This is a genomic window from Arthrobacter sp. 2MCAF15 (assembly GCF_052115605.1).
Lineage (GTDB): Bacteria > Actinomycetota > Actinomycetes > Actinomycetales > Micrococcaceae > Arthrobacter.
In genome coordinates this window covers 63,359-82,014 of record NZ_JBFRGZ010000007.1, presented here as the reverse complement: position 1 = coordinate 82,014, position 18,656 = coordinate 63,359, and the positions used below count along the sequence as shown (strand labels likewise).

Genomic DNA, 18,656 nt, shown 5'->3' with positions numbered 1-18,656 from the left:
CCTCACCCTCCCCTTGGTTACCACGGGGTGTGCTCCCTTTTGCGTGCAAAACCCCTGGCCTGGCCCAAGCGCCCCAACCCACAGGTGTAGGCTCCAGGGTTTTCCACAGGGGTTATCCACATTGTTAATAACTTACAAGCGTGTAGTTCATGCCCTCATCCCCGATCTGATAGCCCGGGCTGGCGATTTTGCAGCGCACGGACGAGGCTGCCGGCTCGATCTCCACACCTGTGGATAACTTCTGTGGGTTGGCCTGTGAGTAAGTGGAAAACTTCAGGCGCTGAGGCTGAAAAGTTGAGTTTCACTGTCTGGCGTGATCGTCCGTTGTCTTTTCGCGGCTCCCGGCCGCGCAGGCTTCGACCCACTGTCCTTGGCGCCCTGCCTTTCGGCGCACTGTCCTTGGCACCCGCCCTTGGCACCCCGCCACCGCGTTGGGGTCCTGCGGGCACAACCTTGACGACACAGCGGACTTGCGCCTGCCTGGGGCTGGAGTGCGCCCATACAGGCGGTGCTTGCTGCATGGGTGTGCAGCGGAGCCCGCCTGTGTTTCAACAGGGTTATTCACAGTGTTAATAACTTGATGGTCCAAGTGTCACCGCGAATCAAACCCGCCTAGGGCGGCACAGCAGGGTTCGCGGCCCCGCGGCCCGGGGTGTTATCCCCAGCTGTGGATAACGTGTGGGTAGTGGAGTGTTATTAAGTGGATAACTTCCCCAGCGCCTTTCCTGCCCTGTCAGGCCGCTCCGTTCGGGGCCGGGCCTGCCCTCAGAGCGGCGCCCGGCGCCCAACACCAGCCCGATGGCCGGCCAGCGGGACTTGTCCACAGGCAATCCACACTGTTAATAACTTACAGCCCTGTAATTCAACCCCTGACGGGAATGCCGCCGTCGCCTGTGCGCCCTGCCATGGCCGTAGAACTGGCCCGAAACGCGCGGCTGGAGCGAAACTTATGAACAGTGTGGATAAGTTTCCCCAGACTTGTGCACAGCTGTGGATAAAGGCGAGGACGGTGAAACCGCCGTGCCGTCACGCAGGCATCAGTGCGGCCAGACTCCAGAAGTGCCGCGCCGGTGGCTGTCCACCAAGTGGGTGTCCACCATTCCGATAGCCTCCATGAGGGCGAACATCGTGGTGGGCCCGACGAACGCGAAGCCCTTCTTGCGCAGCGCCTTGGAAAGCGCCACGGACTCGGCCGAGGTGGTGGGGACTTCGTCGAGGGAACTGGGGCGCGGTGTTGTGGACGGCCGGAACGACCACACGAAGTCAACCAGGCCGCCGTCGTCCCTCATCGCCAGAGTGGCCCGGGCGTTGGTGATGGTTGCCTGTATCTTCAGCCGGTTCCGGACGATTCCGGCATCGAGCATGAGGCGTTCGACATCGGCGTCCGTGAAGAGGGCGACCAGTTCCGGGTCGAAGTCCTTGAAGGCGGCGCGGAATGCGGGCCTCTTCCGCAGGATCGTCGCCCAGGACAAGCCCGCCTGGAAACCCTCGAGGCTGATCCGTTCGTAGAGGCCCTGCTCATCCCGGACGGGCATGCCCCACTCCGTGTCGTAGTAGTCACGCAGCATGGGATCCACGGATGCCCACACGGGCCGTGCCAGTCCGTCGTCACCTATTGTTGAGCCGCTTACTGCCGGGGTCATCTGGAATCCTTCGCTGGGGTAAAGCCTCTCCCAGCATTATCGGTCACAAAGACCTCGCCGGTCGGCGCCGGATCGGCCGGACACGGGAGCGCCGGGAGCAGTGCCGGAGATCAATACTGGGGAGCAGCGCCGGGATTAACGCTGACGGGCCGGCACACACTGTGTGCCGGCCCGTCAGGGAATTGCGTCGCTGGGACTTGGTTCAGGAACGCCAGCGTGTGGTCATCAGGAAGCCGATGATCGCGATGCCGAAACCGGCCACGATGTTCCACGAGGCCCATGCCTGCACCGGGAAGGCGCCCTCGGTGATGTAGAACGTGATAATCCACAGCAGGCCAATGATCATCAAGCCAAACATGACGGGCTTGAACCAGACCGGGTTGGGCTTGTAGGCCTGCGCAGCAGAAGTCTGCGGCGCCACACGGGCAGTCCTCTTACGCGGCTTCGACTCGGGCACTGATCCTCCTTGGCGGGCTGGAACAAGAGCGGCAGCGTTGCTTGATATCCTGCAGGAACTGAGCCCCGGCGGCCGACACGCTCTTGGTCGAGTTTGAATTCTTTTGTCGCACAATTCTAGCTGTAGTTCAGGCCGCACCGTCGGACCCCGCATCCGCCCCCCCGAGGAGAACCCGCAGTGCCCCGGGGACCGGATCTACGTCCAGACCCGCGAAGGCTATTATGTCTACGTGTTCAGGAACAGCCAGATAGTCCTCCCCTCGCGGACGGATGTGCTGTTGCCGCTGCCGACGCGGCCGGGTGCCGCGCCGACGGGGAACTACCTGACCATGTATGCCTGGCTTTTCCGCCGCCTTACCGGCCCCTTGCGGCTCAAGATTGCGACTGCGCTGGTGCTGGCGGCCGGAGCACTGGTATTGATGGTTCAGTTCCTTTTTCCCTGGCTGGCGCAATTCACCCAGTTAACAGATTCAACGATTGGTTCAGCAAAGCACCCATGAGCACAACCAAGATCTTGGTCGTAGACAACTACGACAGCTTTGTCTACACCCTGGTGGGCTATCTCCAGGAGCTCGGTGCGGAGACCTCCGTGGTCCGCAACGACGACGTCACGCTCGCCGAGGCGATCGAAATGGCCGAGGCACGCGACGGGGTCCTCATCTCTCCCGGCCCGGGGAACCCTGCAGGGGCCGGGGTCTGCATTGAGCTGATCAAGTGGTGCGGCAGCCATGACAAACCCATGCTGGGAGTGTGCCTGGGCCACCAGGCGCTGGCAGAGGCCTACGGCGGAACGGTCACGCACGCTCCCGAGCTGATGCACGGCAAGACCTCGCTGGTTGAACACCACGGAACAAGTGTGTTTGCCGGGCTCCCCTCGCCCCTCACGGCCACGAGGTACCATTCACTGGCCGCTGTCCGGGAGAGCATCCCGGAGGTCCTGGAGATCACCGCGGAAACGGGCACGGGTGTTGTGATGGGCTTGCAGCACCGCACCGCGCCGCTATGCGGTGTGCAGTTCCACCCGGAGTCTGTCCTGACCGAGGGGGGCTACCAGATGCTGGGCAACTGGCTTGAGTCGCTCGGCATGGCCGGCGCCGCCGAACGGGCAGCGGACCTGAGCCCGCTCATCAAGCACTGAGCCGGTAGATACAGCACAGCCGGCCGCGCGGTAGGAGGCCCTGCCGCGCAGCCCCGCCGGGACTAGGGGAACAGCCCGCCCAGGACCGCGTCCTCCTTGGACGTGGTCTTGCTCGGAGTCGGCGTGGGAGATGGCGGGGGCGGCGGTGCAGGTGCCTTCGCCACCGTCACCGTGATGGTCTTGCCCTGCTCCACGAGCGAATCCGCGGCGTCGGCCTGGCCGGTGACCTTGCCCGGTCCGACCTGCGAATTTTCCACCTCTGTGGCGTTGAGCTTCAGCCCCTGCTCTTTCAGCTTGGCCTCGGCTTCCGCCAGCGGCAGGCCGATCACCTGCGGCACCGCAACCTTTCCGGTGGACACGACGATTTCAACGGCATCGGCTACGGCCACCACCTGGCCCGGGGCCGGATTCGTGGTGATGACGATGCCGACGGGGACCGTGGGGTTGTTGGACATCTTGGTGGTGAGGGAACCGGTCAGTCCCGTTTGGTGCAGGAGATCGCGGGCCGCCGCCTCCGTCCGGCCGGGCAGGTCGGTGGGAATGGTGATGGCGCTGGGCCCCTCGGAAATGTTCAGGATGATGTCCGAGTTGGCGTCCATCGAGCTTCCCGATGTCGGCACCGTACCGATGGCGGTGCCCTTCGGTATGGTCTGGTGCTGCAGTCGGCTGAGTTGCGGCTTGAACCCGGCGTTGTAGAGCCTTTGCAGGGCCTCTGATTCCGTCAAGGACGTCACGGTGGGCACCAGGACCTTGGCTGCCTGCGGCGGGGCCTGGTTGGTGAGGCTGTATAGCCACAGACCGCCCCCGGCCAGCACCAGCAGTGTAAGGACCACCAGCGTCGCGATCCAGGTGCGGCGGCGGGACTTTTGGCCCGGCGTGTGGTCGCGTTCGGCCGGCAGCGCCAAGGGCAGGCTTCCGGTGTCCGCGGTGCCATACAGCTCGGTGTCGGCGGGCAGCAGGAACGGATCCTCGTCCGGTGCTTCTTCCTCCGCGGGCCGCAGCCTGCCGCCGGGAGTATCGTCGAGGAACTTGGCCCCGGTCAGGGAGAAGACCGACGTGGGTGCCGAAGCGTCGTGCCGGGGAACGGCGTTCGTGGGGTCGGTAGGGGCCTCACTGGCGGTCGGCGCGGCCACGGGGACGCCGCTGCGGGCGGCCCGCAGGGCACGGCGGAAAGCGGCAGCGTCCTGGAACCGGTCCGCCCGGTTCTTCTGCAGGGCCTTCATCAGCACACTGTCCAGCGCCGCGGAGACTTCAGGGTTGAGGCTGCTGGCCGGCTCGGGGATCTCACGGACATGCTGGTACGCCACGGAGACCGGGCTGTCCCCAATAAAGGGGGGCCGGCCGGCAAGCATTTCATACAGGAGGCATCCGGCGGAGTAGAGATCGCTGCGCGCGTCAACGGCCTCGCCCCGCGCCTGTTCCGGGGACAGGTACTGGGCGGTACCCACCACGGCCTGCGTCTGCGTCATGGTAGCCGACGAGTCAGCGATGGCACGGGCGATCCCGAAGTCCATGACCTTGATGCTGTTCGAATCCGGGCAGAACATTACGTTGGCGGGCTTGATGTCGCGGTGCACAATCCCGGCCTTGTGGCTGTAATCCAGCGCGGAAAGCACGCCCAGCGTGAAATCGATCGACTGGTCGATCGTGACGTCCTTGGCCCTGACCATGTCCCGGATGGTTTTGCCGGAAACGTATTCCATCACGATGTACGGCACCCGGACGCTGTCGTCGTGGTCACCGGGGACCGCATGGTCCCCGGTGTCGAAGACAGCCACAATCGAGTGATGGTTGAGCGCTGCGACAGCCTGGGCCTCGCGCTTGAACCGTGCCTGGAACTGGGGATCCCTCGCCAGGTCCGGGCGAAGCAGCTTGACGGCGACAGTGCGTCCCAGCCTCGTGTCGACGCCGCGGAACACGTCCGCCATGCCGCCTCGGCCGATCAGTTCACCCAGCTCATAGCGCCCACTGAGGACGCGCTGCGTGTTCACAGGGCGATCCTCCCTGTGCGACGGTGTGCGGGGTGTATTGCTCATGATTGCTTAGGGTCCGGACTTGGTAGGGGAAGGAGTTGTGGCCGAGGCCTTGGCGAGATGATAGGTCACGACGCTGCCGGAGGCCACCTTGCTCCCCGACGGAGGCTCCGAGCTTACGAAAGTGCCCGGATCTTCGTTCTTGTTCGTGGGACTGACGTCGGCTCCCTTGGCCCAGCGAAGCCCGGCATTCTGGATGGCCTGCTGAACCTCACCCTCGCTTGCGCCGGCCTTGATGGACGGAACGGAAACCATTTCCGGGCCCTTGGAGTAGCTCACGGTGATGGTGGTCCCGGGCTGGACCGGACCGGACGGGTCAATATTGGTGACCGTGCCAGGTGTCGCGTCGTTGACCACCTCGGCGCCGGTGACTTGCAAGCCCTTGCCGATCAGCTCGTTGCGGACCTCGTTGTACGGCCGCCCAAGGTAGGCGTCCGGGATCAGGTTGATGGCAGCCGGCGTGGACTCCGTGGGTGTCGCGGAGCTGGCGCTGGGAGTTGGAGTCTCCGAGGGCGACGCGGACGACGCCGTCGGGGTGGCGCTGCTCGGCCTCGCGGAGGTGGAGATGGCGCCGGTCGTGGCCGGTGCCTGCGAGGGGAAGAGATTGCCGGCCTGGCTCAGCACCACACCGGCGAGCACGAACACGACCAGCAGGATCAGGGCAATCAGAGGCCAGGTCCACGGGCTTCGGCCGCGACGCTTCGGCGCCTCCTCCGGCTCGTCGTCGTAGTCTTCCTGTTCCTCATCCTGCGCCCAGCTGCGCTCGGCCGCCAGGGCATCTGCGCGGTTGAGCGCGTTGCGTGCGCCGTAGCCACTGGCGGCGGCCGCACCGGCCGCCAGGCCAGCCGCCGCACCCGCGCCGGCCGCGCCGACGACGGGCAGCGCAGACGTTGCCGACCTCGACTTGTCCTCCGCGGCGCTGGAACCGATGACGCTGGTCGCTGCCGTGGGGACATCCACTGGGGCCGTGATGGGTCCGGTGGCCGCCTCGAAGAGCAACATGCCAGGCACTGCCGCGTGCGCGGCGGGGATGTCACCATTGCGGATGGCCTCGGCTGCCTCGGACAGCTTGATGGCGTCAGCCGGGCGGTTCTTCGGATCCTTGGCCAGCATGGACATCAGCAGGGCCCGGACGGGCCTGGGCAGTGTGTCCGGCAGCGGCGGCGGCGCGTCGTTGACCTGGGCCAGGGCGATGGCGATCTGGGATTCCCCGGAGAACGGCCGGTGGCCCGTGAGGCACTCGTAGCCGATCACGCCAAGGGAGTAGATGTCCGAGGCTCCGGTGGCAGTCTGGCCCGTGGCCTGTTCCGGCGCCAGGTACTGGGCGGTGCCCATGACCTGTCCGGTCTGGGTCAGCGGAACCTGGTCGGCCAGGCGGGCGATGCCGAAGTCGGTGACCTTGACCCGGCCGTCCGGGGTGATGAGCAGGTTCCCGGGTTTGATGTCCCGGTGCACGAGCCCCTGGGCGTGGGCGACGGCCAGGGCACGGGCTGTCTGCGCGATCATCGAGAGGGTCCGGTCCGGGGAAAGCACCTGCTCGTGCTCGATGATGCTGCTCAGCGGCTGCCCCGGAACCAGTTCCATGACGAGGTAGGCCGAACCCTCCTCTTCGCCGTAGTCGAAGACGTTGGCGATGCCCACGTGGTTCAGGAGTGCGGTATGGCGGGCCTCGGCGCGGAAGCGCTGCAGGAATCCGGGATCACCCGTGTATTCCTCCTTGAGCACCTTGATGGCGACAATGCGGCCAAGGATCAGGTCTTTGGCTTTCCAGACTTCTCCCATGCCGCCGATCGCTATGCGCGTGGTCAGCTGGAATCTGCCGCCGAGGGTGATTCCCGAAGTAGGCCTCACTTATTCAACACCGCCTCAAAAATCTTCTTCGCGTTCGGACTGGTTAGGTTTGCGCCAGTGGTGATGTCTACGCCTTCCATGACGATGGTGACAGCCACTTGCGGGTCATTTGCCGGGGCAAACCCGGTAAACCACGAGTTGTTCAGGCCGTTGCCGAGTTCGGCGGTACCGGTCTTGCCGGCCACCTGCACCCCGGGCACGGCCGCCCTCTTGGCGATGCCGTCGTCGACGACGCTGACCATCCACTCGTTGATCTGCCGTGCGATCTCCGGGCTCGTGGCGGTGCGCAGGGCCTGCGGCTTCGGCTCGCTGATCGCCCGAAGGTCCGGCGCGCGGACGGCCTTGATCAGGTTCGGCTGCATCTGCACACCGTCGTTGGCGATCGCGGCCGTCATTGTGTTGATCTGCAGGGGTGTGGCGCGGACGTCGCGCTGCCCGATCGAGGACTGCGCCAGCCCGGCCTCGTCCAGCGGCTCGGTCGGGAAGAAGCTCGGCGCGCTGTCCAGCTTGAGTTGGCCGCCGAAGTCCTGGCCGAAGCCGAATTTCTCCGCCTGGTCGGCGATGGACTTCTGTCCCAGGTCCCGGGCGATGCTGGCGAACGGGGTGTTGCAGGACTGCTGCAGTGCAAAGGCGAACGACGCCGTGCTGCGGGTGTAGCAGTTTCCTCCCGCGTAGTTGGGGAGCTTGTAGTCGATGCCCGGGAACGACATTTCCGCCGGGTTGGGCAGGACGCTGTCCTTGTTGTACTTGCCTGAGTTGAGCGCCGCGGCCGTGTCGATGAGTTTGAACACCGAGCCGGGCGCCAGCAATGCGCCCGTGGGTCCGCTGACGTTCTGGTTCAGGTTGATCCCGGGAACCTGGTTCAGCTGGGTGTAGTTGGCCTGTTCGGCAGCTGCATCCTGGGTGGCAATCAGGTTGGGGTCATAGGAGGGTTTGGAGACCATGGCCAGGATTGCGCCGGTCTTCGGGTTGGTCACCACGATGGACCCGCGCTGGCCGTCCGGAATCAGGTCGTAGGCAAGCTTCTGGATCTTGGGGTCCAGGGTCAGCTCCACGGACGCTCCCTTGGGCTGGTTGCCGAGGAACAACTGGCCCACGCGGTCCAGGAACTGCTGGTCCGAGCTGCCGGCCAGCTCATCGTTCATCGACTTCTCAAGCCCGGTGAGGCCGTAGTTCTTCGAGAAATAACCGGTGATGCCGGCGTAGAGCTCAGGCTGGGAGTAGGTCCGCTGGAATTTGCAGCTCTCCGTGGCAGGCACGGACTCGGCCACCGGGGTGCCGCCGACAATGATTGCGCCGCGGTCGTTGCAGTAATTCTGCAAGATGGCGCGCCTGTTCCAGGCGTTGGCTTTGAGCTCGTCGGCGCCAACCACCTGCACATAGCTGAGCGCGCCGAAGACCAGCACGAACATCGCGATCGCGGCGATCCATGAATTGCGGATGGCCTGGTTCACAGCTGTTTCACCGCCTCAGTGGGTGCGTCGGGACTGGTTTGGGGGGCAGGTGCCGGTTTGGACGGAAATGCGGGGAGTTTCCTGCCGGCGCCCGTTCCCTGGCCGGGCGGCAGCGGCGTCGTGTCCACCGGACCTCGTGCAGAGTGCGAAATCATCAGCAGCAAGCCCACAATGATCCAGTTCGCCAGGAGCGAGGACCCGCCGGCGGCGAGGAACGGTGTGGTGAGCCCGGTCAGCGGGATCAGTCGGGTCACGCCGCCGATCACCACGAAGCACTGCAGCGCGATCGCGAAGGAGAGCCCGGTGGCGAGCAGCTTGCCGAACGCGTCGCGGGTGCCCAGCGCGGCGCGGAAGCCCCGGGTGAACAGCAGCAGGTACATCAGCACGATCGCAAAGACGCCGATCAGCCCGAGTTCTTCACCGAAGGAGGCGATGATCATGTCGCTGTTGGCGAAGGGGACAAGGTTCGGGCGGCCCTGGCCCAGGCCGGTGCCGACCAGGCCGCCGTTGGCCATGCCGAACAGGCCTTCGACAATTTGGAGGCTGCCGCCGAACTCCCGGCCGTAGACCTCAGGGGTGAAGGCGTTGAGCCAGCCGTCGATCCGGAGGGCCACGTGCGAGAACGCTTTGGCTGCCACGAAGCCGCCCACCACCATCAGGACGAGGCCGATGATGACCCAGCTGATGCGGCTCGTGGCGACATAGATCATGGCGAGAAACAGGCCGAAGAACAGGATCGAGGTGCCGAGGTCGCGCTGGAAGACCAGCACGCCGATGCTCACGAGCCAGGCGGTGATCATGGGACCCATGTCCTTGAACCGCGGGAACTGCAGCGGGCCGATCTTGCGGCCGGCCAGCAGGATCAGGTCCCGGTTCGAGGACAGGTACCCGGCGAAGAAGATGGCCAGCGTGATCTTGGCGATTTCGCCCGGCTGGAAGGTGCTGGACCCGATCTTGATCCAGACGCTGGCGCCCAGGACTTCTCCGGCCGAAATGCCGGGAACGAGCGGCAGGATAAGGAGAACGGCGCTGACGGCCAGCGAAATGTAGGTGAAGCGCCGCAGGATCCGGTGATCCTTGAGGAACCAGATGACCGCGATCGCGACCGCCATGGCCACGACTGTCCAGCGCAGTTGGTTATTTCCGGTGTCCTCGCCCACCCGGTCCAGCCGGTGGATCATGGCCAGGCCCAGTCCGTTGAGGGCCACCACAAGGGGAAGTATTACCGGATCTGCATATTTCGCGCGGATCCGCAGCACGACATGGAAGGCGAGGGCGGCTGCTGCCAGCAGGCTGGACTGGAACCAGAAGTCGGTGTCGAACGCTTTCTGCCGGTCCACACCCACGAGGGCCTGGGCGCCGATCCCCACCGCGAGGGCCAGGACCAGAAGGACCAGCTCCACGTTTCGTCTTGGCTTGGGCACGGGGTCGATGGCTGTCATTTGGCCCCCTCGCAATTCGTAGTCGGGGTGGCGGACGGCGACGGCTTGGCCGTTCCAGGGGAGGCCGTGGAACCCGGCGTCGCCGCGGGACTTGGCGTGGCTGTGGCGCCCGGGGATGGCGTGGTGCCGGTGGCTGTTGCCGTTGGCGATGCCGTGAGGCACTCATCGGCCGGGGCGGTGGTGCCAGTGCGCTCGAGATTCTTGACGATCCGCTGCGCGTCATAGAGATCTCGGGCGGGCACGGTCTGACGAACGCGCTGCTGGGAAAATTCGGGAAGATCGGACATCTTGATATCGGTCACCGCTTCAAGGGTGGAAAGCTGGATGGGCCCAAGGCGCTGGGAGACGCCGTTGAAGATGGCCACATGTTGATCGTGCTCGCCGATGTAGTACCGGGTCTGGGTCCAGGCGTAGCCAAGCCACAGTCCGATGCCCAGCAGTGCGACAATCGCGGCGGCGATGGACACCGTGAGCCACCGGCGCGGGCGGCCCGTGGGCCTGTCCTCTTCAGTGTCCTCGCGGGCCTGTTCCGACTTGTGCGTCAGGACGGTGGCCGCGCGCCGGGCGACGGTGCGTCCGGCGATTGAAGGGATGGACCCCGAATCCGCTGCTGCCGCGGCGGCCCCGACAAGTTCGTGCGGGCGGGAGGAGAGTTCTTCACGCAGGACTTCGGCCGAGAGGTGTTCGCCCAGGTGCGGGTCGGTGGTGGTCTCAGGCTCTTTGTTTTCGGCAGCCTTCTCGGAGGCGCCGGCCGTCGTGCCGTCGGCCGGAACGCCGGGGACAAGTTTGGCGGATGCCTGGGGCGTCGCAGCCCCGGAAGAAGCTCCGGCGGCACTGCCGGCGTCGTCGGGCTTTCCCGGGCCGCCGGGGGACTTCGCGGCACCAAACGTGCTGCCGGTCGGCGGTGCGGTCGATACCGCGGGCGACGATGCCGCCGCTGCCGGCGCGGGGACGACGTCGACGGCGGCGGTCCGGACGTCGTCGCGCGTCTCTTCGGCGATATCGAGTACCACCACAGTGACGTTGTCCGGGGCACCGGCCTCCAGGGTCAGATCGATCAGCACCTCTGCGCATTCCGCGAGGTCCTTCGTCTCCCGCACCGTGCGTTCCACGACGTGGCCGGCCACGTAGTTCAGGCCGTCCGAGCACAGGAGCCAGCGTTCCCCGGCGTGGACGGCCAGTGTGTCAAGGTCCAGCTCCGGGCTGGCATCGACGTCCCCCAGCACGCGCATGAGGACGTTCTTGTGCGGATGCGTTTCGGCCTCTTCGGGGCGCAGCCGGCCTTCGTCGATCAGCCGCTGGACAAAGGTGTGGTCGATGCTGACCTGTTCAAACTCGCCATCGCGGAGGCGGTAGGCGCGTGAGTCGCCGATGTGGGCGAAGTGGAGCTTGCCCTCGGCGAGCAGCAGCGCCGTGACCGTGGTGCCCATCCCTGCCAGTTTGGGATTGACATGCACCAGCTCGGACAGCAGGGAGTTGGCCGTTTGGATCTCATCCGCGAGGACGGTGCCCGCGTCGCCGTCGTAGTCGTCATGATCCAGGTGGATCATGTCCAGAACGGTCGCGGCGGAGGCGACGTCACCTCCGGCGTGGCCGCCCATGCCGTCGGCAACGACGGCGAGGTGCCGGCCCACGTAGGCGGAGTCGTCATTCTTGGCACGCACTCGGCCGACGTCTGATCGCGCGGCATAACGCATGATGAGCGGCCGCTTGGGGGCAGTTGTTTTGCCTTCGGCCCTGTCTGCGGGAATATCCGGGGCAGCCATGGCTACGGCCTCAATTCGATGACCGTCTTGCCGATTCTCACGGGGACGCTCAGCTCCACCGGGAGTGCCCGGGTCAGCTGCTGGTCTGCCAGGTATGTGCCATTAGTCGAGCCGAGGTCCTCGATGAACCAGCGGCTGCCCTGCGGAAACAGGCGGGCGTGGCGGCCCGAGGCGTAGTCGTCCTCCAGGACAAGGGTGGCCTCCTGCGCCCGGCCAAGGAGGATGGGGCTCGCCGCGAGGGGGATGGTGGTGCCCTTGAGCGGACCCTCGGTCACCACCAACTGGCGGGCCTGTTGCTTGACCGGCGCGGGCGGGGGCTCGGCGAGGGCTGGATTCTTGCGGACCTGGCGCGCTGTGGGAGCCCCGGCGGCTGCCTTGCGGCCGATCATCAGATCGCGGCGCATGGCGGAGACAATGCTGAAGATCAGCACCCATAGAAGAATAAGGAACCCGAAGCGAAGGGCTGTGATGGTCAGTTCGCTCATGCGCGGCCGCCTGTGTTGGCGGTCAGTAGGCGGAAGATGATTTTGGTCCGTCCCATCGTGATCGTGGCGCCGTCAGTAAGTTCCGAACTGCCCACGATCTTTTGGCCGTTGACATAGCTGCCGTTCGTGGAGCCGAGATCGATCGCCTGGGCTGTGCCCGGCCCGGTCCGGATTTCCAGGTGACGGCGCGAAACGCCGGTGTCGTCAATGAGGATGTCTGCTTCCGAGGACCGCCCGAGGACGATCGAGGGCGCGTTCAGCGAGTAGCGCTGACCGTCGATGTCCAATACGGGTTGCAGCTGTGCCGGCTGGCGCGTCGGAGCCGCCGGTAGGTTGCCTTGGCCTGCCGGCTGGGCCGGGGCGGAAGGGGCGGTGGCTTTCTCGGTCCGCGATGTGATGTCGAAATTCCCGGCGCGGTGCTCTTCGTCGCGGCGGAAACTGATCCGGACCGGCCCCTGGAGGGTGTAACCCTGGCTGCGGACGTGGTTGATGACGACGTCGCACAGTTCTTCCGCCAGCGGTGTGCCCCATTCCTGGGCGCGCTGGAAGTCGTCACTGCTGAGGAGCACGTCAAAAACATTCGGGGCAAGGGTGCGTCCCGCGGCGATGGTGATGGCTTTGTTGTCCACCTCGCTGCGGAGCCGGCTTGCGATCTCGACAGGCTCAACCTGGGCGCGAGAACCGGTGGAGAAGACTCCGCGGACGGCCTTTTCGATGCCGCGCTCGACTTTGTCCAGCAATCCCATGGTCCCTCTCCTTTCCTGATGGCTGCGGGGCAGCGTTCGTTTCCGGAACTCGGTTTCCAGCTTTTGCGAGCCCGCGATCAGCAGACACTCTTACATCAGATACTACTGGGCGTGTCTGGGAATGGCCTCAACGCGCACCGCCGGGCGGGCGCCCAAATGGGGGCAGATCGCGCCCTGACGTGCGCGGACATCCCCCGCCCGGCCCTGTCGGAGCTGCCCGACGTAACGTTCGGCAACCGGGCCCGCCTGGCTGGGAAGCGACCGTGATCCGGGGCCGCTCCGGCCCGATTGGTGTTTTCCGGCAATTGTCCGTTATGCTTGATCTCGCTGCTTTTACGAGGTTGGCGGTCCGGGAAACCGGCCCTATCCGAGTGGAAGAAGTTGCGCGCGAGTGGCGGAACGGCAGACGCGCTGGCTTCAGGTGCCAGTGTCCGAAAGGGCGTGGGGGTTCAAATCCCCCCTCGCGCACGCAAATCAAAAGAACCCCGGTCTTGGACCGGGGTTCTTTTGTTTAACCCATTGCTGCCACCCAGGTTTAACCCGTTGCCGCCTGCAACGGACGGCCTCTTACGCCGTCCGCAGCGCACCCAGCCCGGCGAGGAGTGCCTCCAGTCCCAGGCTGAAGGCGACGTCGGCCGGTCTTTCATGGCTGTCCTCGGCCAGGCGGTTGACGGCGGAGGTGAAATTGGGGGTCGACGCCGCCATGCTGCCGGAATCGAAGATGTCCGGCGGCGCCGTGACGTCGTAGGCGGAACCAAAGATGAAGGATTCGAACGCCACGATGGCCGGGACGATGCGCTCCTGGGGAAAACCCGCACGGCTGAAGCCGGCGCTGACGGTCTCGTACATGGCCAGGGTCTTCGGCGCATCCGCTACGGGGAGGACGGCGATGACGGGGATCAGCGGCGTGTGCTTGGAGAACACATCGCGGTAGCTCCAGGCCCAGTCCCTCACGGCCTGCTCCCAGGGCCCGTTTTCGAAGGCGGTGACGTCCACGAACGAGGTCAAGTGGTCCTGGACGAGGACCAGGACGTCCCGCTTGGAGGAGACGTGGTTGTACAGCGCCGACGGCGCCACGTTCAGGGTCCGCGCCAGCGCAGCCATGGTGAAGCCGTCGTAGCCGCTCTTGCCGATCAGCTGCAGCGCGGCCGCGGTGATGCCGTCCTGGTCCAGCACGGCTGCGGCGGGCCTGCCCACGCGGCGGCGCGGCCCGGCGGCGGGGCTGTGCTGGTCTGCCGGGCTGTGCGGGCCGGCGGGGACGCTGGTTGATGCCGTCATTCCGGACTTCCTACTAACTCTGCGGGCGGTTTCTGGGTCATCCCATTCTGCCCCTACTTTACTGGCCAAATTCCCTGGGCATGGGTCTTCCCGGAAGCGGACGGAAGGTCTATCATTCTAAATGAACGACATTCATTTAGTGGTCCGCATCACTCTAGCGGCCACAGGGAGGACATCATGCTGGAACTTGAACGCGACGTCGTAATCGTAGGGGCCGGGCCTTCGGGACTGACCGCAGCCCGCGAGCTGAAGAAGGCGGGGCTGAGCGTGGCGGTCCTCGAGGCACGGGACCGCGTGGGCGGCCGGACCTGGACCGACACGATTGACGGGGCCATGCTCGAAATCGGCGGACAGTGGGTCTCCCCGGACCAGACGGCGCTCCTGGGACTCCTCAAAGACCTCGGGCTGCAGACTTATTCCCGCTACCGCGACGGCGAATCCGTCTTCATCGGCGCAGACGGCAAGCGCACCTTGTACACCGGCGACACCTTCCCCGTCAGCGAAACCACCGCGGCCGAAATGGACAAGCTCACGGCCCTGCTCGATTCCCTGGCCGCGGAGATCGGCCCCGAGGAGCCGTGGGCGCACCCCAAGGCCCGCGAGCTGGACACCGTTTCCTTCCACCACTGGCTGCGGCAGAACTCAACGGACGAGCAAGCCTGCAACAACATCGGCCTCTTCATCGCCGGCGGCATGCTGACCAAGCCCGCCCACGCATTCTCCGCCTTGCAGGCCGTCCTGATGGCTGCCTCCGCCGGATCCTTCAGCAATCTCACGGATGAGGACTTCATCCTCGACAAGCGGGTTGTCGGCGGGATGCAGCAGGTTTCGCTGCTGCAGGCCGCGGAACTGGGTGAGGACGTCGTCCTGGACAGCCCGGTCCGCACCATCAACTGGGCCGAGGACGCGAGCGGGGGATACCGCGTCACGGCAGTCTCCGAAAGGGCCACCGTGAACGCCCGCTTCGTCATCATGGCCGTGCCGCCGAACCTCTACTCCCGGGTGTCGTTCAATCCGCCGCTGCCCCGCCGCCAGCACCAGATGCACCAGCACCAGTCCCTTGGCCTGGTCATCAAGGTCCACGCCGTATACAGCACGCCTTTCTGGCGGGAGGATGGACTTTCAGGTACCGGCTTCGGCGCCGGCGCCATTGTTCAGGAGGTTTACGACAACACGAACTACGAGGACCCCCGCGGCACGCTGGTGGGCTTCGTCTCGGATGAAAAGGCCGACGCTATGTTCGAGCTCAGCGCAGAGGACCGCCGCCGGGCCATCCTCGAATCGATTGCGTCCTTCCTCGGCGAAAAAACCCTGGATCCCGAGGTCTACTACGAGTCCGACTGGGGCTCCGAGGAATGGACCCGCGGAGCCTACGCCGCCAGCTACGACCTCGGCGGGCTGCACCGGTACGGGAAGGACCAGCTGAAGCCGGTCGGGCCCATCTACTGGTCTTGCTCCGATCTCGCGGCCGAGGGCTACCAGCATGTCGACGGCGCTGTCCGGATGGGACAGGCCACGGCAGCACGGATCGTCGCCGCCGCGGACCGTGCGTCCGTCGCGTCGCCGGCGTAGAAATCCCAACAATTCACGTCAATTCAGTTAGGAGAGCGGCCAGATGCGTTACGTAGTGGGGTACTCAGCCAATGCCAGGGGCCACGATGCGGTCAATCTGGCCGTCTCCCTGGCGCTCGGACGTGGAGCGAGCCTGGACCTTGTGCTGGTGGTGCCCGAAGTGCAGCACTCCGGGCACGCCCTCGCACCTACGGCTGGCTTCGAAAATCTGCTCAATGAGCAGGCCCAGGAATGGCTCGACCAGGCGCTGGCGCTGGTTCCGCCCGGTGTCCCGGCGCAGGCGCACGTCCGCGGCCATGATTCCGACGCGCACGCACTGATCGAGGCGGCCGAGGAACTGGGCGCGGACATGCTCATCATCGGCGCAACCAGCAACGGGATCTTCAAACGCTTCACCATCGGGTCGGTGGCCAGCGCGTTGCTCCACGCCTCGACCGTTCCTGTGGCCCTGGCACCGCACGGCTACCACCGCCAGGAGGCCCTGACCCGGATCAGCTGCGGACTCGGAACCCGGGCGGGCGCCGAAAAGCTGCTTGATTTCGCCCTGGGCATGGCGTCGAACCGGGACGTGCCGCTGCGCGTGGTGTCGCTTCTGGCGCTCGACGGCGGCGATGAGGCCGATGCGGCCGGTAACGCCGAGGCGGCCCGCGAGTACGCGGCGAAACGCCTGGCCGCCGCCCTGCCCGGCGACGAACAGGAGGTCCGGGAGGAGGCGAAGACGGAAGTCGTCGTCGCGCACGGTCGCAGCATCGAGGAAGCTGTAGACCGTCTGAGCTGGGAAGACGGCGAGGTCCTGTTGATTGGTTCCAGCCGGCTTGCCAAGGGCCGGTCCATCTTCCTCGGCAGCACGGCCAACCGCATCCTTCGCGCCCTGCCCGTGCCGATGATCGTGGTGCCCAGCGACTATGAACTCAAGCGGCTCAACCATTCAGCGTCGAATGACGTCCCCCGAGAGGCAGAAAAATGAGTACCGAACCCGCGATGTCCAAGGCATCGCAGCCCGGACAGCAGCACGACCAGAAGCACGACCAGCACGGGCTCAGCGAGAAGGGCCTGAAGGCCGGATCGGTGGGCCTGATTGGCGCCGTCGTCATCGGCATTTCCTGTATCGCCCCGGCGTACACGCTCACGGCGGCACTGGGCCCCACAGTGGCCGAGGTCGGCGTGCACCTGCCCGCGATCTTCCTGGTGGGCTTTGTCCCCATGCTGCTGGTGGCGCTCGGCTACCGCGAACTGAACAACGCCATGCCCGACGCCGGAACCTCCTTCACCTGGTCCACCCGGGCCTTTGGCCCTTGGATCGGCTGGATGGGCGGGTGGGGCCTGATTGCTGCGACCATTATCGTGCTCTCAAACCTGGCGGCCGTCGCGGTGGATTTCTTCTACCTCATGCTGGCGCAGCTGACGGGTAACCCGGACCTCGCTGACCTCACCACGAACCTGCCGGTGAATATAGCCACCACGCTGGTCTTCATTGCCCTCGCGTGCTGGATCTCCTACCGCGGCATGGAAACCACCAAGAGCGTCCAGTACGTGCTGGTGGGATTCCAGCTGCTGGTCCTTGGCTGGTTCTCCGTGGCGGCGTTCAGCCACGTGGCCAACGGAACGGCCTTTGACGCGACTGCCATCGCCCCGGACTGGTTCAACCCCTTCGCGGTGGGATCCTTCTCTGCTTTTGCCGCCGGCGTTTCGCTGTCCATCTTCATCTACTGGGGCTGGGACGTCACGCTGACCATGAACGAGGAGACCAAGGATCCGGAGAAGACCCCGGGCCGTGCCGCCACAGTCACCGTGCTGGTCATCGTGATCATCTACATGACCGTTGCCCTGGCCACACTGTCCTTCGCCGGAGTCGGCGATACCGGCCTGGGTGCCGGCAACCCGGAGAACCAGGGCAGCATCTTCGCGGTCCTCGCGGGGCCGGTGATGGGCCCCTTCGCCATCCTGATGTCGCTGGCCATCCTGAGCAGCTCCGCCGCGTCGCTGCAGTCCACGTTCGTCTCGCCGGCGCGCACCCTGCTGTCCATGGGCCACTACAAGGCCCTGCCGAAAAAGTTCGGCCGGATCAGCCCCACCTACAAGTCGCCGAGCTATGCCACGATCGCCTCGGCTGCGGCAGCCGCAGCGTTCTATGTCATTACCCGCACCACGTCGGAAAACGCGCTGTGGGACACCATCACGGCCCTGGGCATGATGATCTGCTTCTACTACGGCATCACCGCGTTGGCCTGCGTCTGGTTCTTCCGCGCCGAGGCGTTCAGCGGGGCGAAGGCGTTCTTCTTCAAGTTCCTTGCACCTCTCCTGGGCGGAGTCATCCTGCTGGTCATGTTCGTCAAGACCGCCTATGACTCCTTGGATCCCGCGTACGGTTCCGGTTCGTCAATCGGTGGCGTGGGCCTGGTCTTCATCCTGGGCATGGGCGTCATCCTGCTGGGCGTGGTGCTCATGCTGGTCATGGCCAGGGTCCGCCCCGAGTTCTTCAAGGGCAAGGTCCTCTCCCGCGGAATCTGATCCGCGGCCGGGTCCGGGAGGTCCCCGTCCGGCAGCCGTATGGAAAGTGAGCGTACTTACCAAACGGCTGGCCGGAGGGGGACCTTCCTGCGTTGGAGGCAGGTTCCGGCCGATCAAGTGATTCCAAAGGTCTTCGACGCATAGTGAGGGGGTCAGCGGCGGAGGGCCAAGCGAAGCTGAGCCCGCAGGGTAGGGAGTTTCCTCGTGATCACTCTTCATTTCACGCAACGATGCGCACGGGATGGCGTCCGCAGGCCTCAGGGCGGCCATACGACCCCATA

At 65.5% G+C, this 18,656-nt stretch carries 14 protein-coding genes, 1 tRNA gene and 1 pseudogene; 6 read left to right on the top strand and 10 right to left on the bottom strand.

Features of this window, described 5'->3' with window-relative positions; all coding sequences use genetic code 11:
* Positions 1–1,037: 1,037 nt before the first annotated feature.
* Both AB4089_RS10110 and AB4089_RS10105 read right to left on the bottom strand, forming a co-directional pair.
* On the bottom strand, positions 1,038–1,643 hold the full coding sequence (locus AB4089_RS10110) for a DNA-3-methyladenine glycosylase I (protein ID WP_441409153.1): 606 nt from the start codon (positions 1,641–1,643) through the stop codon (positions 1,038–1,040).
* Positions 1,644–1,845: 202 nt separating this feature from the next.
* Positions 1,846–2,100, bottom strand: coding sequence for a cell division protein CrgA (locus AB4089_RS10105; protein ID WP_390201411.1), 255 nt, complete (start codon positions 2,098–2,100; stop codon positions 1,846–1,848).
* Positions 2,101–2,281: 181 nt separating this feature from the next.
* On the opposite strand from AB4089_RS10105, the pseudogene AB4089_RS10100 reads away from it, so the two are divergent.
* Both AB4089_RS10100 and AB4089_RS10095 read left to right on the top strand, forming a co-directional pair.
* A pseudogene (locus AB4089_RS10100) lies at positions 2,282–2,431 on the top strand (class E sortase); the annotation flags it as partial.
* Between the two features lie 164 nt (positions 2,432–2,595).
* Positions 2,596–3,237 (top strand): anthranilate synthase component II, encoded by a 642-nt coding sequence (locus AB4089_RS10095; protein WP_441409152.1) that lies wholly within the window; start codon positions 2,596–2,598, stop codon positions 3,235–3,237.
* Between the two features lie 62 nt (positions 3,238–3,299).
* On the opposite strand, the gene pknB is transcribed toward AB4089_RS10095, so the two are convergent.
* Genes pknB through AB4089_RS10060 form a run of 7 tightly spaced genes read right to left on the bottom strand, consistent with a single transcriptional unit; the run spans position 3,300 to position 13,014 of the window.
* Entirely contained in the window at positions 3,300–5,273 is a 1,974-nt protein-coding gene (pknB, locus tag AB4089_RS10090; RefSeq protein ID WP_441409151.1) for a Stk1 family PASTA domain-containing Ser/Thr kinase, read from the bottom strand.
* Between the two features lie 6 nt (positions 5,274–5,279).
* Positions 5,280–7,121 (bottom strand): protein kinase domain-containing protein, encoded by a 1,842-nt coding sequence (locus tag AB4089_RS10085; protein ID WP_441409150.1) that lies wholly within the window; start codon positions 7,119–7,121, stop codon positions 5,280–5,282.
* Positions 7,118–8,575: a peptidoglycan D,D-transpeptidase FtsI family protein gene (locus AB4089_RS10080; protein ID WP_441409149.1), complete on the bottom strand. Its 1,458-nt coding sequence runs from the start codon at positions 8,573–8,575 to the stop codon at positions 7,118–7,120. The genes AB4089_RS10085 and AB4089_RS10080 overlap by 4 nt, the downstream gene beginning before the upstream one ends.
* Positions 8,572–10,017 carry an FtsW/RodA/SpoVE family cell cycle protein gene (locus tag AB4089_RS10075; protein WP_441409148.1) on the bottom strand — a complete coding sequence of 482 codons (1,446 nt, stop codon included), beginning with the start codon at positions 10,015–10,017 and terminating at the stop codon, positions 8,572–8,574. Before AB4089_RS10075 ends, AB4089_RS10080 begins: the two co-directional genes overlap by 4 nt.
* Positions 10,014–11,783 carry a PP2C family protein-serine/threonine phosphatase gene (locus AB4089_RS10070; protein WP_441409147.1) on the bottom strand — a complete coding sequence of 590 codons (1,770 nt, stop codon included), beginning with the start codon at positions 11,781–11,783 and terminating at the stop codon, positions 10,014–10,016. The genes AB4089_RS10075 and AB4089_RS10070 overlap by 4 nt, the downstream gene beginning before the upstream one ends.
* Positions 11,784–11,785: 2 nt before the next feature.
* The gene (locus AB4089_RS10065) at positions 11,786–12,268 is read right to left on the bottom strand and encodes an FHA domain-containing protein FhaB/FipA (RefSeq protein WP_441409146.1); all 483 of its coding nucleotides are present in this window, start codon (positions 12,266–12,268) and stop codon (positions 11,786–11,788) included.
* Positions 12,265–13,014 (bottom strand): FhaA domain-containing protein, encoded by a 750-nt coding sequence (locus tag AB4089_RS10060; protein ID WP_441409145.1) that lies wholly within the window; start codon positions 13,012–13,014, stop codon positions 12,265–12,267. Before AB4089_RS10060 ends, AB4089_RS10065 begins: the two co-directional genes overlap by 4 nt.
* Before the next feature lie 385 nt (positions 13,015–13,399).
* Here AB4089_RS10060 and AB4089_RS10055 point away from each other — a divergent pair.
* Positions 13,400–13,482: transfer RNA gene (locus tag AB4089_RS10055), tRNA-Leu, on the top strand.
* A 99-nt stretch (positions 13,483–13,581) separates the two neighbouring features.
* Here AB4089_RS10055 and AB4089_RS10050 read toward each other — a convergent pair.
* A complete protein-coding gene (locus AB4089_RS10050) occupies positions 13,582–14,292 on the bottom strand; it encodes a TetR/AcrR family transcriptional regulator (RefSeq protein ID WP_441409144.1) in 711 nt (236 codons plus the stop codon).
* Positions 14,293–14,469: 177 nt separating this feature from the next.
* Between AB4089_RS10050 and AB4089_RS10045 the strand changes: the two genes are divergently transcribed.
* The 3 genes from AB4089_RS10045 to AB4089_RS10035 are packed head-to-tail and all read left to right on the top strand — an operon-like array spanning position 14,470 to position 18,375.
* The gene (locus AB4089_RS10045) at positions 14,470–15,864 is read left to right on the top strand and encodes a flavin monoamine oxidase family protein (protein WP_441409143.1); all 1,395 of its coding nucleotides are present in this window, start codon (positions 14,470–14,472) and stop codon (positions 15,862–15,864) included.
* A gap of 43 nt (positions 15,865–15,907) precedes the next feature.
* A complete protein-coding gene (locus AB4089_RS10040) occupies positions 15,908–16,831 on the top strand; it encodes a universal stress protein (RefSeq protein WP_441409142.1) in 924 nt (307 codons plus the stop codon).
* A 14-nt stretch (positions 16,832–16,845) separates the two neighbouring features.
* Entirely contained in the window at positions 16,846–18,375 is a 1,530-nt protein-coding gene (locus tag AB4089_RS10035; protein ID WP_441409239.1) for an APC family permease, read from the top strand.
* Positions 18,376–18,656: the final 281 nt, after the last annotated feature.

What these genes read in the sequence shown, in the direction of transcription:
- AB4089_RS10050 (WP_441409144.1), bottom strand. Translation starts at nt 14,292, where the DNA reads ATGACGGCATCAACCAGCGTCCCCGCCGGCCCGCACAGCCCGGCAGAC.
- AB4089_RS10060 (WP_441409145.1), bottom strand. Translation starts at nt 13,014, where the DNA reads ATGGGATTGCTGGACAAAGTCGAGCGCGGCATCGAAAAGGCCGTCCGC.
- AB4089_RS10040 (WP_441409142.1), top strand. Translation starts at nt 15,908, where the DNA reads ATGCGTTACGTAGTGGGGTACTCAGCCAATGCCAGGGGCCACGATGCG.
- AB4089_RS10045 (WP_441409143.1), top strand. Translation starts at nt 14,470, where the DNA reads ATGCTGGAACTTGAACGCGACGTCGTAATCGTAGGGGCCGGGCCTTCG.
- pknB (WP_441409151.1), bottom strand. Translation starts at nt 5,273, where the DNA reads ATGAGCAATACACCCCGCACACCGTCGCACAGGGAGGATCGCCCTGTG.
- AB4089_RS10035 (WP_441409239.1), top strand. Translation starts at nt 16,846, where the DNA reads ATGTCCAAGGCATCGCAGCCCGGACAGCAGCACGACCAGAAGCACGAC.
- AB4089_RS10110 (WP_441409153.1), bottom strand. Translation starts at nt 1,643, where the DNA reads ATGACCCCGGCAGTAAGCGGCTCAACAATAGGTGACGACGGACTGGCA.
- AB4089_RS10075 (WP_441409148.1), bottom strand. Translation starts at nt 10,017, where the DNA reads ATGACAGCCATCGACCCCGTGCCCAAGCCAAGACGAAACGTGGAGCTG.
- AB4089_RS10070 (WP_441409147.1), bottom strand. Translation starts at nt 11,783, where the DNA reads ATGGCTGCCCCGGATATTCCCGCAGACAGGGCCGAAGGCAAAACAACT.
- AB4089_RS10065 (WP_441409146.1), bottom strand. Translation starts at nt 12,268, where the DNA reads ATGAGCGAACTGACCATCACAGCCCTTCGCTTCGGGTTCCTTATTCTT.
- AB4089_RS10095 (WP_441409152.1), top strand. Translation starts at nt 2,596, where the DNA reads ATGAGCACAACCAAGATCTTGGTCGTAGACAACTACGACAGCTTTGTC.